Origin of the sequence: Paenibacillus sp. Marseille-P2973 (assembly GCF_018101095.1) — a bacterium.
GTDB lineage: Bacteria > Bacillota > Bacilli > Paenibacillales > Paenibacillaceae > Fontibacillus > Fontibacillus vini.
This window is the reverse complement of sequence record NZ_JAGQEH010000004.1, coordinates 66,565-80,329: the sequence shown is the minus strand read 5'-3', so window position 1 is coordinate 80,329 and position 13,765 is coordinate 66,565. Positions and strand designations below refer to the sequence as shown.

Below are 13,765 nucleotides of genomic sequence, written 5' to 3'. Positions count from 1 at the left end.
TGCTGTTTACCGGAGTTCTACTACTTACGCTCATACCATTGCAAGAAAGCTTCAGCCACCGCTTTGCCCGCCACACCGTTTGGATGAGGGTCATTCCCCGGGCTCATAAATTCCGGCCGGACCTGGTGTTCATTAGGTGCCGGCTGTGACAGTACGGCCGCAATATCGAACACCCGGCTCACTCCGGCAGGAGGCGCGGTTCTCAGCACTTCATTCACCTTCCGCCATACCTGCTCGCGGTTCCCGCTGAAATTAAACGGAGGCACCGTAAACAGAATGATGTCGGCCTCGCTATTGTTTGCTTTGAGAGACGATACGATGCTGGTCAGGTCCTGCAGCAACTCTTCCGCGCTTCGCTCGCCGATATCGATATCGTTGACGCCCAGCGCAATCAAGACCTGCTCCCCTTGTTTGGCTTTATGCAGCCAAGGGCCATCCGCTGCGGCGTCATAGGCCCGCGCCCATCCCGAACCGATATTCCAGACGTTATAATCCGCGCCAAGCCCATCGGCAATCCGAGCCACCCAATAATCGTAACCGTCCTTTGCGGTTCTCACGCCCTGGGTAATCGAATCTCCAAAGAAAACCATCCGCAGGTGACTTTGTTTCTTGTATCCGATCCAAGCGGGCATTACCAGAAGATTCTCCGAAAGCGCGAATAAATCCCCTTCCGCTTCGTCCGCATGTTTGCCGGGGGTATTATAAGCTGTTACCAGCATCTGCTCGGTATTGTAAGGGACCGATCGGCCGGAGCCGGAGGCGATAGTCCAACTGAATGCCAAATCATGGCCTTGCGGCAATTCGATCTCCACGGTATCGCTCCAAAACGTCTCTCCCGGACGTACCAGCCGGGTCAGGCTACCGCCAAAAGTAACGGGGACCTGCGATTGACCGGAAACTTCGCCGTTTCTTCCGGTCCCTCCATCGGCTACGAACGCAGCCTCGATCAGCCAGTTGCCGCCAGATTGTCCTCCCTTGGCAACGCCCCCCTGGTCCCAGGTGGAATCCACTGCATTACTGAACCAGAACCGAAGCTCCAGTTTGCCCTGCTCCCGAAGCCGGACATAGGTCCGGTATGTATGCGTAAACGCCTCTTCGCGATCCATAATATAGTTGGAAGCCGTCGATACGACCGTTGCAGAGCCATACTCCTTCATCAAGGCCAGATCTTGAACCGGCATGTCCTGCATTTCTTTCTGTTCCATACTGCCACTCCTCATCCTAATCTTTCATCTCCTCGAACTATTGTACAAAAAAACCGGGGCTGCGACTACAGCACCCGGTTTAAAAACGCTTTAGTCCGCTCATGCTGCGGACTTCCAAACAACTGCTCCGGCGTTCCCGATTCGATGAATTCGCCGTCCGCCATGAACATGACCCGGTCGGCCACCTCACGGGCAAAGCCCATTTCATGGGTCACGACGATCATAGTCATCTGCTCATCGGCCAATTGGCGCATGACCTGCAGAACCTCGCCGGTCAACTCCGGATCGAGCGCCGAGGTCGGCTCGTCAAAGAGCATAATTTCCGGGCTCATCATAAGCGCCCGGGCAATCGCTACACGCTGCTTCTGGCCTCCGGACAAATTGGATGGGTAGACATCCCCCTTATCTTGCAATCCCACTTTTTCCAGCAGGCTCGAAGCCTTGCTCCGGATTTCCTCGGCCGAATATTTCTTCATCAGCTTCGGAGCCAATTCCAGATTGGCTCTTACCGTCAAATGGGGGAACAAATTAAAGTGCTGGAACACCATCCCCATCCGGGATGTAATTTCCTTGATCTTTCCCCCGGAAGGATAAACACCGTTATGAACGAGTTCTTCATTTCCGATCCGGATGCTTCCTCCATTCACCTCTTCCAGGTGTGCAAGACTGCGAAGCATCGTGCTTTTCCCGGAGCCCGAAGGACCGATCACCGCTACCACCTCGCTCGGAGCTATGCGAAAGGACACGTCCTTCAACACTTCCAGCTTTCCAAAAGATTTTCGCATATTGGTTACTTCAATAATGGCATTGTTCGTCATCGCAAGTCTTCCTTTAATCAAATTTAAATTTCCGCTCCAGCATCTTAAAGAAGAACGTCAGCACCAACGTCATCGCTAAATAAATAACACCGGCAACGACAAACGGCATAATCGTAAAATCACGGTTGACAGCAGTTTGAGCAAAATGCAATAGTTCGGGAACCGCGACCGCATATAAAAGTGCCGTATCCTTCACCAAGGTAATTGCTTCGTTCGATACCGCCGGAAGCGCGATCCGGAACATTTGCGGAAGAATAATCCGGGTCATCGTATGCCAACGACCCAGTCCAAGCACTTGTGCCGCTTCGTACTGGCCCTTGTCTATCGCCAGAAGTCCGCCCCGGAATATTTCAGCAAAATAGGCGGCGTAGTTTAAAGTAAACGCCAGACAGGCGGCGGCAAAACGGTCCATAACCAGATATTCCCCGATCACCGGAATGACCGGCAGTCCAAAACAGAAAAATAGCATCTGCAGCAGCAAAGGCGTTCCGCGCATGACATAAATATAAACATTGGCGATCCAGGCCAGCGGTTTTACGCGGCTCTTGACCATTAACGTAAAGACAAAACCGAGCGGAATGGAGGTTAAAATCGCCATAAAGAACAACAGAATCGTCGTTCTCGCACCTTCCAGCATCGGTCCCGTAATATCCCATAAATAATCCAGACTCATAAGTAACTCTCCTCATATGAAAACTAAAAACCGGATTTAGAGTTCAATCCGGTTTTTCTTAGTGTCACTGAAATGGAATCTAGTTCAGCACCTTGTCTTCCCCGAACCATTTCTCGGAGATTTGTGCAGCTGTCCCGTCCTGGCTCAGCTCATCCAATGCCTTTTGCAGCTTGTCCAGCAGCTCGTCATTACCCTTCTTCACGCCGATGCCGTACTCCTCGGGAGCAAGCGATTCATCAAGCAATTTGAAGGTTCCTTCTTCTTTGGACATATAATAGCGGGCCACTACTTCATCTATCACGACCGCATCCAGACGTTTTGTCTTCAAATCACTCAAAGCGAGCACATTGTCCGGAAACGCGGATACTTCCTTGACCTCGGATTTAATCGGGTTCGAATCCAGAGCATCCGCCGCTGAGGAAAGCGATTGAAGGCCAACGACCTTACCAGCCAGTTCGCTGATTGCGGATATTGGTGAATCCGCCAAAGTCACAACCACCTGGCTGTTTTTCAAATATGGCTTAGTAAACAGAACTTTCCCTTTGCGCTCATCGGTAATTGTGTAGCCATTCCAAATCAAGTCAATTCGTCCGCTGTTCAGCTCGGATTCCTTGGCCGACCAGTCGATCGGCTGGAAAGTCGCTTCCATTCCCATCTTCTCTGCCGCTGCCTTCGCATAGTCGATATCGAATCCGACAAGCTCATTATCGCTGTCCCGGAAGCCCATCGGAGCGAACTTGTCGTCGATTCCGATCACAAGCTTATTATCGTCCTTGCCTGAGCCGGAGCAACCGGCCAGAGCCATTAACATCATACCCAATACCACTATCAAAATTGCGCTTCTCTTCATCTGAATTTCTCCCCCATCTTGTTGACAAAAGCTCTATACGCTTTAGTTCGTTAATACGTTATCAGATTCTCATGATACCATACTACCAAAGAAGAGTCGAGAGAAATGAAAGTTTTCCAGAAACTGATCTTAATCTGTCACAAATAAGGCAAGCTCCCGATAGATTCCAATGATTTCCTCCATTTTCATCCGCACCAGGCCGCTGGAAGACGGGGCGACGAAATCGATTACCCCATCCACGATAGATTCACTCTGGAACCCCCAATCCGCCCGAGGTCGGCCGCTGTATTCGGTATAAACGCCCTTGCCGACAAAACAAGCGATTCGCGGCCGATACTCTCTTAGCTTGTCCCGCAGTATAAGCCGACCCTGTTTATATTCTTCGCGCGTTATATCTTCAGCGCCGCGGGTAGGACGAGCAACGATGTTCGTAAATCCGTAACCCAGCTTGAGCAGGTCCTGGTCTTCCGATGCTTCGTACAAGCGCGGGGTTAGCCCGGATTGATGCAAAATGCGCCAGAAGTTGTTGCGCGGATTAGCATAATGATGTCCTGCTTCCCCGGACCGGATGCTAGGATTGAATCCGATAAAGACGATGGACATGCCGAAATCGAGATGATCCGACACTTCGCTCAGTTCATTATTCATAACTTTGCCGCCTCCTGACTCCGGCCTTTTATTCTATCCGTGAGGGCAAAGAAAACACCGTACATTACAATAAATATAAGAAGCGCAATCCCTTCCTCGGCCAGCAAATAGTAAGGATACGGTCCAAGCATATCCAGAATGGAAGGCGTATCCGGCTTACGCAGCAGAAACATATAATTTGCTCCGATGACATAATTCAGAAGCCCAATGATCAGAGCCAAGCCGTTCAAGAACAGCATCGTTTTCCCGATTGATTTCCAGGTAGGCCTGTATTGTTCGATCCAGGTCATATATAACGGAGCTAAAATGATCAGCGAATGAGCTATGAAAAACTGAAAGAACCGGAAATGCGGATACCCGTAAGCCAGATTCGGCGTGAGTATAGCCTGTAGCGCCCCGCCGATGCCGGCAAAAAACAGGACTTCATACAACCATCTGCTTCGGCTCCATAACATAATGATCGACAGCAGCAGCGTTATGCTGCACAGCTCAAGCGGAAGGGTATGACGAACATTCCAGGTTCCTTCCGTCCAATACCATACATTTAAAGTGGCCTCGGAAATCAGGAGGAAGCCCAGTAATCCGAATCTCACCCCAAGGCGCAAGGCTTTCCGGGATCGGATTCTTTTTCTGGCCGCATAAAGTCCCAGAATCATCACAATCAGCAGACCGATCCAGATAAGATGGGATGGAGAAAAGAACAAAAATTCCGGCGCTTGCCCGGAAGAAAAAACGGATGCTGATTCCTTCATAGAATCCCCCCCTTTTTATCGTTGGAGCACCAAATCATCCTTCGCCGTGCTCACCCGGTTTCTCCCGTTCTCTTTGGAACGGTACAACGCCCTGTCCGCCTCCATAAAGAGCTCCTCCAGCGACTGTCCGGACAACCCGAATTCAGCGACTCCGAAACTGGCTGTAATCCTGATCGGACCTTCCGCCGAGTTCAGCGGTGTGTTCTCGATTTCCCGGCGCAATTTCTCAGCAGCGGCCGCCGCTTCAGGAAGATGAATCCCCGGGAGGCCAATGACAAATTCCTCTCCTCCGTATCTGCCGAGGAGGCCGCCGGTCATAAGATACCGTTCACCGAGGGCCGCGATATGACGAAGCGCCTGATCCCCAACTCCGTGCCCAAACCGGTCGTTAATATGTTTGAAAAAGTCGATATCAAAAACGATCAGCGAAAAGGATTCCTTAGCATTTTCGGCCTCCGCCAGTTTGCCGCGCGCCGTTTCCATAAAGAAAGTCCGGTTGAAAATCCCAGTCAGCCCGTCGTAAGAGGCCAGCAACGTCAATTTCTCCTCCATGCGGGCACGCTCGGTGACATCCATCACCGTTATCGTCTTTCCCACGAACCGTCCTCTGCGGTTAATGACCGGAGAGGAGTGAATATGATAATAACAGGTTTCCTGGCCGATGCTCCAGCTGAATTCTTTTTCATCGGTCACATTGTGATCGGAATGAAAATCGAAGACAGGCTCATTGAAGTTTTCGGACAAACGGAGTTCGCTAACGGGCTTGCCGATATTTGCGGAGCTTAGTCCGGGAATCATCATCGCCGCTGCCGGATTGAAATCCGCCAGCAGGCCGGCCGGATCAACGACCAGGACGCCGTCACGCATACTGTCAAAAATATATTCTCTGGCCACGGGCGCAACGATCATCAAGCCGGAGGTTCGGATAGCCCATATATAAAAGAAGGAAGTCACGCACATGATGATCGGTACAAGGTCCATCTCGTAGGGAGTCAGCTTCATCAAATACAGAAAAGAAGCAAATCCCGGCAAAACGAATCCGATTAACAGAGCCGCTATTTGGCGTCTCAGCACTTTTTTTCTCCGGTTCCAATAACGCAGCAGCAGGAAAGTACCTACCAGCAGACAGCCGACAGTATAGCTTCCGTGGACGACATACCACTCCCCCATCACGATATCCATCATGGGTCTGGGGGCATTGGGATTCAAATAACTGTCTCGGTAAAACAGATGATGCCACTCGTTCGTCGTAATCATCACCAGCGTAATGGCCGGAATGATCAGCATCAGAACAAGCTTACGGCCAGTTATAAACTTCTCCAGCCCCACATAGTACATGACCAGCATCAAACTAAGCGGAGCGATAAAGGGCATCCCTACATACTCCACATTCGCCCAGAACATAATTTCCTTCAATGTGTTCCCTGTCAATTCGAAGGCAAACCCGAACGCATAAATGGCCGACAGCCCGGTGATCCAGAAAAACAGGTTGATTCCGGAATACTTGTTCCGGTTCACAAACGCATAAATGGCAAGCAGTACACTCAGTACACCTGACAATGCCGCCAAAACAATAAAGATGCTAATCGGTGAGTTCATTTACAAGGTAGCTCCATCATTTCAAATATTAGTTATATGGTAGCATAAGTGCCGACATCAGCGGAAGAATTCATTTTTCGCCCTGTAATAGATGTTTTATTGATAGCATTCATCAATTTATCACTATAAAGTTTTTGTTTTTTTGATATAATGGAGCGTATCTCGGAAAACGTTTTCCGAAGAGTGGATAATACACTTTATACCTGGAAAAGAGGGATTCCCAATGACTCAAGCAAAACAACGCTGTTTAACCGTCGACCAGATCGGATACCCGCTAAATGCCAAAAAATCCGTCATCAGCGCAGGCAAATCAGGAACATTCGAAGTTATCCATTCGGTTACCGGCAAGCCGGTTTTTCAGGGAGAAACCGGACCCTTGCAACCTGACGAGGCCGCGGGAACGGCGGTTTGCTCAGGCGACTTCTCGGCGCTTGCAGAACCCGGCAGCTATTATGTCAGTCTGGGCGATGAGATTTCCGCTCCGTTTGTCATTGCGGATAACCCGTATAAGGAGCTCCATCAGGGTCTTTTAAAAGCTTTTTATCTTTTCCGCTGCGGATGCGATTTGAGTGAAGAATATGCCGGACCCTGGAGTCATGCAGCGTGCCATCTGGCGGACGGAACCGTATACGATGATCCCGAAGTGAAGCTGAACAGCACGGGGGGCTGGCATGACGCCGGAGACTACGGCCAATACACCGGCCCTGGCGCCAAAGCGGTTGCTGACCTGCTGCTTGCCTTCGAACTAAACCCACAGGCATTCAGGTCCCCGCTTCCGATTCCGGAAACGGACGGCATCACGCCGGATGTGCTGCATGAATGCCGTTATGAACTGGAATGGCTGTTCAAAATGCAGGATGACCGTACCGGCGGCGCGTTTCACAAATTGACGACCAAGCAATTTCCGGCTTTGAATGTCATGCCGGAAGACGATCTGGCGGATTTGTATTTCCTCCCTGTTTCGGCAACGGCTACCGGGTGCTTGGCCGGCGTCATGGCGATGGCTTCGCGGGTTTATCGCCCGTTTGACGAAGTCTTTGCGGACCGCTGTCTGGAAGCCGCGAAGCGGGCTTGGCAGTGGTTGCTGGATCATCCTGAAGTTCCGGGCTTTAAAAACCCGCAGGATATCGGTACTGGGGAATACGGGGATGAACAGGATCTGGATGAGCGTTACTGGGCGGCTGCCGAATTGTTCCGGACGACCGGAGACGAAACCTATCATACGCATTTCAAAGCGCTGGCTGCGCAGCAGTTCCCGAAATACGAATTGGGTTGGGCCGATATGGGCGGTTATGGAACCTTCGCTTATCTGCTCCAGGATTCCGCTAAGGGCGATAACGCTTTGCTTAACTGGCTTAAAGACGGACTGCTGGAGGAAGCCGACAAGCTGGCGGCGATCAGCACCGCTGACGGCTACGGTATTTCGCTAACCTCGGCGGATTACATCTGGGGCAGCAATATGGTCGTTATGAATAGAGCCATGCTGCTGCTGATCGCCTACCATCTTAGCGGCAACGACAAGTATGAAGCTATGGCGCTGGACCATATTCATTATTTAATGGGCCGCAACCCGCTTGATATCAGCTATGTGACCGGTTATGGCGATCGCCCGGTGATGCATCCGCACCATCGTCCTTCTGTCGGCGACAGCGTGGCCGCCCCTGTGCCCGGTCTCGTAGCCGGCGGTCCGAACCGCGGGCTGAACGATGACTGCATGATGGAGCACCTGCAAGGCAAAGCGCCCGCCGAATGCTTTATCGACGACGAGCTCAGCTATGCCGGCAATGAGGTGACGATTTACTGGAACTCCCCTGCCGTCTTCGTGGTCTCCCATTTTGTGAAATAAAATATTTCAGCAGCAAATAGAAATCAAATAGCGCGAGTTGTATGGGTTAAGTCACCACCCATACGCTCGCGCGTTTTCTTATAACTTAGTGACTACTCTAATTCTTTGATACGCGGAGTTCCTAATCCGCCAACTCCAAAGCTTGCATCATTCTTAGCAGGATGACCGTGGCCTCGGCGCGGGTCGTAAATCCTGAAGGAGTGAATTCCCCGTCCGCATCCCCTTGCACGATGCTGCGTTGCGTAAGCAATCCGGCACTGGAAACCGCCCAGTCGGGGATGGCTGCGCTATCGGAGTAACGGGCCAACGCTTGTGCCGCATTCAGCTCGTTTTCTACTTCCGTGCGGCCGGTTTCAAGGAGCCGGATAGCCCGCGAAACCATAACCGCCATCTCGGCCCGGGTGATACGGTCGTCCGGCATGAATGCGTTCGTTCCTTTTCCGTTCACCAAGCCGGAGGCGACCGCAGCGCCGATTTCTCCGGATAGAGGGCCGCCTGTCGCGACATCACCGAATCCGCTGCCGGAAGCCTTGGGCGACAGTCCCAAGCTTCTTACGAGCAGGGCCGTGAACTCAGCTCTCGTAATCTCCCGACCAGGCGCAAAATGACTGTCATTAATCCCTTGGACAATGAGCTTCGAAGCCATAGCTTCAATTTCGCGTTCCGCCCAATGTCCGTTGGCGTCATTGAATTGTTTCCGGAACCCGATGACCATAAAGACTCCATTTTCCGGAGATTTTATTTCCAGACGCGCCTTTCCGTTCTCGCTTCTGCTTACGGCCGGTACGGGATACAGCTTCCCGTCACGCTCGTCGTATCTCACCGCGATGACATTAGCGCCCGCCCCCTCAAGGAAAACGACGCGGCTGATATATTTCATGCCTAAATCAACAACTTGCTGCTCCTGTCCGTCCGAACCGACGGATACGCGGAAGTCAACGGCCGAAGCATCTATGACGGAACCTCCCAAAGCTGTCGTTTTAAGATTCAACTCTTTCTGTAAGGAGGCCGTTACCGGAACGATCGATACGGACAGGTTTCCTCCATGGTTCAAGCTCTGTCCAAGCGTTCCCAGCGGAAGATGATAAGTCCCCAGAGCAGTTTCGATCACGAGCGCGACCTGGCTGCCCTTTTTGATTCCGGCCGCCAAGGTTTGAAGCGGGAGTTGGAGTTCCACTCCGCCCTTCAACTCCGGAAGTGAAATCAATAGCTCGCCCTGCGGATTTGAAGAAGCTGCATCAAGAGCAGACTGTAATATCTCCGTCGACATCACGCTCACCCGCGTGATGCTTTGTCCGGCCGCATTTACCGTCTCCCAACGTTTCAGCGAATCTCCGGCAAGCTCAGCCGCACTCACGGACTCCTGGGAACCGGATGGCTCCTGGCCCGCCGAAGGCGACGCCGCTCCCGGGGATGTCACAGAGCCTGTACCGCTGCCACTGCCTGGCGAGGAGCCGCCCGGGTTCCCGCCGACCTCTCCAGGCTTTGCCTGCTCGATGATCCTGCCTTCCACTTTTGGCGTGACCGTACCGCCCAGTGCTGCCACATATTCCATAAATATTTCGTAGTCGGGGTACCCGAGATCCTCATGATAAGCACCTTGCTCGATCGCCTGTGCAAAGGAAGTATATCCGTCACCCCCGTTAGCTACAAAACTGTTGGTAGCCAGCCGGTAGGTTGCTTTCAAATCCAGCGGCACGAATCCCTGTCCCTGTTTGATTTGTACATCGAACACCTTCGCCCCGGCAGGCTGAGCCGGATCCCACTTAAACTTCATGCCTGCGATTTGCGGGAATTTCCCCGGAAGATCGGCCGACTTGGCGCCGCTGATCCCGTTCTCCAGGCCGTCTTTGAGCTGTTGCCCGGTCACATCCAGCACATACAGCGTATTACCGAACGGCATGACGGTCCGCAGCTCGCCCATCGTAATATCCCCTTGATCGATCGAAGCGCGGATTCCTCCGCCGTTCATCAGAGCGATATCCGCATCCTTCAACGCTTTCGCCTTGGCCAGCATTCCGTCAGCAATCAGGTTGCCGAGGTTCGTTTCCTTCGACCGAACCTGAGCGCGTTCCCCGTCCAGAACGGCAGCCGCGACCCCCACAACCTGCTTCTTCAATTCCTCCAGCTCCGCATTGTATGGGGCCAGCATTTCCTTGACTATGGAATCTTCTTCCACTTTACTGTCAACGGTAATCAAACCGCCCCCCGTTTGCCCCGGGCCCGTCAATACGTTGCCTTGACTATCGAATACCAGGTCGACGCGACCGAGGAATTTCCCCCACTCGTTCGCTTGAACAACCAGTGTAGGCGTCTGATGAACTTCATCGATGACTACGTCCGGAGTATCCAGCTTCGTATGCGTGTGGCCGCCGACGATCAGGTCAATGCCTTCTACGTTTTTGGCCAATCCCTTGTCCCGCGCATATCCCAAGTGCGATAGTCCGATGATGATGTTGATTCCTTCCTTTTTCATAGCCCGAACCGTCTCTTCCGCCGCAATTTCGGCGTTGCGGAACACTACGTCTTTTCCGGGACTGGACGTTTCTTTGGTATCCTCGGTCGTCATGCCGAACACACCGACACGATGCCCGTCAACCTCCAGAACAACATACGGATACACCCCGGACTTGACACCCGATCCATCCTTACCGGCGCCGAACGAGACAGGTTCTTTAAGCAGCGGCGCTATATTCTTATCCTTGCTGAAATCAATGTTTGAGCTGACCAGCGGAAAATGTGCATTTTTCACAAATTCGGCCAGCACCCCGGTTCCTTTGTCAAACTCATGATTTCCGAACGTCATGGCGTCATATTGCAAATAGTTCATAAAGGCCAAATCTGCGGACCCTTGCCACTTCGTAAAATAAAGATCCCCCGAGAAAACATCCCCGGCATCCAGCAGCAGGCTGTTGCCCCCTTCGCCGCGGATCTGCTTCACCAGCGTCGCCCGCCGCGCCACCTCGGCCAAATGAGCATGCGTATCGTTGGTATGCATCACTGTCAGCTTCCATGTATCCGCGTCAGCTTCGCTTACCGTAACGACGGCTTCCGCCATTCCATAACCATCTTCGCTCCGCGCTGTGACCACGGTTTGCCCTGCCGCCTTTGGCATTACGTTTCCTTCGTTATCCACCTCAGCCACTTGCGGGTCCGCCGAGTTCCACCGAACCTCCGCACCGGCACCGTCACCGGTTTCCGCCGACGCATTCAGCTTGCCTGCGGGACCGCCGACCGTCAGCGACAAAGCCGTCTTATCGAGCGTAACCTTCGTAACTTTCAGTTCCAGAACGGCTACCGTTCCGCCAACCTCATTGGCTACAAGCAGAAGCGGACGGCCCGTCGGGCTGTCGGAAGCCGGAATGAATTCCAGTCCTTCAGGACCCGAATCCGTGTTCAGGCCGGCGGCAAAATCGCGCGTGTTGGAATAATTCACGAATACCGGATGTTCCGGATCGGTAATTTCATAAGTCATCACCCCGCCGATCCGCTCCAGTCCGATAAACGCAAACACTTTGCTTCCGACCTCCCCGACGGCAACGTATTCCGGTTCAGGCCCTTTTTTGGCACTGCGGTCGTCCTTCTCCACCTTGCTGTTGCTGACATTGAAATAGTCCGGCAAGCGCTCCCCGGTAATCCGTTCAAAGTCGTTTCCGCTATCATATACCTGGGTCAGATCACCCGCATTCCAAACGGAGAACGAACGTCCGCCGTAGAGATAAACCCCGTCATTCCCCATATCCCCGGCGACTTCGGTCTTGCCATAAACAGCCTCTTTTCCCTGTAAAAAGAGTGCCGCCTCCGAATTCGGATTCAAGTCGACCAGCTTCGAAATTTTGCTGCCGTTCTCACGGCCTGGCCATTCGGTAACGTCTCCTTCATTGGCGGTCAACAGATAAGTCTGTCCATCCACCGTGTAAGAAGCGATCCCGTCAGGCATATACATGCCATAGAAAGGCACATTTTCAAGCTTGATCGCTCCGTCGTTCACCAGATCGAGCGCATTTCGCGGATCATTCAGGTCCTTGTACCCTAGTCCGTGAACACCGACCACTTTACCGGAGGGGATGTCGATAATCGCCACTGCATTGTTCTCCTGAAGCGACACATAAGCCGTCAACTCATCGGCGGAAAGAGCGATATATTCCGGCTCAAGATCATACACAGCGTCGGCCTTATCTCCGCTTCCGGTAATCTTCCCTTTCGCATCCGATGTGCCGCGAATGTGTACGAGATCATCAATCACGCTTGGATCATCAAATTTAACACGGGTAACCTTACCCTCTTGCGTATCGACGATCGTCACGCTGCCTTCGGGGTCTACACCCTCTTCGCGCGGTTCCCCTTCATCCGCCGTCAGAATATAACGGCCATCCGATGTATATTTCACCATATCGGGCTGAACCCCGGCTTCATAGGACTGCAAGAAATTCCCGTCATAGTCGAGCAGCAGAATTCTCCCGTTCTTGTCATACGCGGCTTCCTGCACCACCGCAGCAATTGTCCCTGTCGCGGAATTGATGTCCAGACTGGTCAGGTCTCCGAATTGAAAACCTCCGGATTCAGCGAGCGCTTTGACATCAATGCTCTTTTCCTTTGTGAGCGTGCCGTCTCCCATAAGCGGAACGATATCGATAGACGGCGGGTTCGTAGATCCGTTGACCAGATAGAACTTTCCGTTATCCCGGTTGAATCTCACAATTTCGGCTACACCGCCGTCTTTGTTCGTAGTTCCGACAGCATATCCGGCGATCTTGCTGATTTGCAAAGTATCGATAGCCGGCGGAAGGACGCTTCCGGTCTCCTCCGGCTTCACTTCCAGCTCCAGCGTACTGCTGAAGCTGCGGGCGGGAAGGGAAGCGTCCGTAACTTTAACCCTCACCGGATAAGTTCCTTCCGTTCCCGGCTCAGGTGTTCCTTCCAGCTTGCCTTCGGCCGCTCCCAAAATCAGGCCTGCCGGAAGCCCTTCCGCCTCATAACTGTACGGAGCCTGTCCTCCGTAAACGTCCAGGGTGACGCTATAGAATTTGCCTGTCTGAGCAGCAGGCAATTCAACGTCGGTTAACCCGAAATCCTGGGTTGCCTGTCCTTCATTGCCTGATTCGGCAGCCGCATCCGCATCGGTATCTACAAGAGCAAACGCAGAAGTCTCCATATCACCGGAAATCACTCCGGGTCCCGCTTCTGAAGCTGCCGGCAGTATCGCCTCGGCCCGAACGGTACCCGGTACCAGTGATCCCAGAATCATTTCCGCAGCCAGCAGCAGCGAAATCAAGCTAACCGTCTTCGATTTCAAAACCATTCCCCCATATTCGTATGATTTTAACCTTGAGTGTACCGGGGGAATGTTATCGGAACTTCCTTTTTATCAAGG

9 protein-coding genes are annotated in these 13,765 nt (G+C 52.6%); 1 reads left to right on the top strand and 8 read right to left on the bottom strand.

Annotated features, from left to right (window positions below; all coding sequences use genetic code 11):
• Positions 1 to 20: 20 nt before the first annotated feature.
• The 7 genes from KB559_RS09915 to KB559_RS09885 form a co-directional block, all read right to left on the bottom strand.
• Complete coding sequence (locus KB559_RS09915; RefSeq protein ID WP_247681720.1) at positions 21 to 1,205, bottom strand: SGNH/GDSL hydrolase family protein; 1,185 nt, start codon at positions 1,203 to 1,205, stop codon at positions 21 to 23.
• 65 nt (positions 1,206 to 1,270) lie between these two features.
• Positions 1,271 to 2,023, bottom strand: coding sequence for an amino acid ABC transporter ATP-binding protein (locus KB559_RS09910; protein WP_247681719.1), 753 nt, complete (start codon positions 2,021 to 2,023; stop codon positions 1,271 to 1,273).
• Positions 2,024 to 2,036: 13 nt separating this feature from the next.
• A complete protein-coding gene (locus tag KB559_RS09905) occupies positions 2,037 to 2,696 on the bottom strand; it encodes an amino acid ABC transporter permease (RefSeq protein ID WP_211021586.1) in 660 nt (219 codons plus the stop codon).
• A 79-nt stretch (positions 2,697 to 2,775) separates the two neighbouring features.
• Complete coding sequence (locus tag KB559_RS09900) at positions 2,776 to 3,546, bottom strand: amino acid ABC transporter substrate-binding protein (protein ID WP_211021585.1); 771 nt, start codon at positions 3,544 to 3,546, stop codon at positions 2,776 to 2,778.
• A gap of 129 nt (positions 3,547 to 3,675) precedes the next feature.
• Complete coding sequence (locus KB559_RS09895) at positions 3,676 to 4,194, bottom strand: mismatch-specific DNA-glycosylase (RefSeq protein ID WP_247681718.1); 519 nt, start codon at positions 4,192 to 4,194, stop codon at positions 3,676 to 3,678.
• Entirely contained in the window at positions 4,191 to 4,946 is a 756-nt protein-coding gene (locus KB559_RS09890) for a YwaF family protein (RefSeq protein WP_211021584.1), read from the bottom strand. Before KB559_RS09890 ends, KB559_RS09895 begins: the two co-directional genes overlap by 4 nt.
• Positions 4,947 to 4,961: 15 nt before the next feature.
• On the bottom strand, positions 4,962 to 6,545 hold the full coding sequence (locus KB559_RS09885; protein ID WP_211021583.1) for a histidine kinase N-terminal 7TM domain-containing diguanylate cyclase: 1,584 nt from the start codon (positions 6,543 to 6,545) through the stop codon (positions 4,962 to 4,964).
• Between the two features lie 223 nt (positions 6,546 to 6,768).
• On the opposite strand from KB559_RS09885, the gene KB559_RS09880 reads away from it, so the two are divergent.
• Positions 6,769 to 8,391 carry a glycoside hydrolase family 9 protein gene (locus KB559_RS09880; RefSeq protein WP_211021582.1) on the top strand — a complete coding sequence of 541 codons (1,623 nt, stop codon included), beginning with the start codon at positions 6,769 to 6,771 and terminating at the stop codon, positions 8,389 to 8,391.
• A gap of 121 nt (positions 8,392 to 8,512) precedes the next feature.
• Here KB559_RS09880 and KB559_RS09875 read toward each other — a convergent pair whose 3' ends face one another.
• Positions 8,513 to 13,693: a choice-of-anchor I family protein gene (locus tag KB559_RS09875; RefSeq protein ID WP_211021581.1), complete on the bottom strand. Its 5,181-nt coding sequence runs from the start codon at positions 13,691 to 13,693 to the stop codon at positions 8,513 to 8,515.
• Between the last annotated feature and the right edge of the window lie 72 nt (positions 13,694 to 13,765).

Coding starts and splice junctions, on each gene's coding strand:
- KB559_RS09905 (WP_211021586.1), bottom strand. CDS start 2,696: ATGAGTCTGGATTATTTATGGGATATTACGGGACCGATGCTGGAAGGT.
- KB559_RS09910 (WP_247681719.1), bottom strand. CDS start 2,023: ATGACGAACAATGCCATTATTGAAGTAACCAATATGCGAAAATCTTTT.
- KB559_RS09915 (WP_247681720.1), bottom strand. CDS start 1,205: ATGGAACAGAAAGAAATGCAGGACATGCCGGTTCAAGATCTGGCCTTG.
- KB559_RS09875 (WP_211021581.1), bottom strand. CDS start 13,693: ATGGTTTTGAAATCGAAGACGGTTAGCTTGATTTCGCTGCTGCTGGCT.
- KB559_RS09880 (WP_211021582.1), top strand. CDS start 6,769: ATGACTCAAGCAAAACAACGCTGTTTAACCGTCGACCAGATCGGATAC.
- KB559_RS09900 (WP_211021585.1), bottom strand. CDS start 3,546: ATGAAGAGAAGCGCAATTTTGATAGTGGTATTGGGTATGATGTTAATG.
- KB559_RS09895 (WP_247681718.1), bottom strand. CDS start 4,194: ATGAATAATGAACTGAGCGAAGTGTCGGATCATCTCGATTTCGGCATG.
- KB559_RS09890 (WP_211021584.1), bottom strand. CDS start 4,946: ATGAAGGAATCAGCATCCGTTTTTTCTTCCGGGCAAGCGCCGGAATTT.
- KB559_RS09885 (WP_211021583.1), bottom strand. CDS start 6,545: ATGAACTCACCGATTAGCATCTTTATTGTTTTGGCGGCATTGTCAGGT.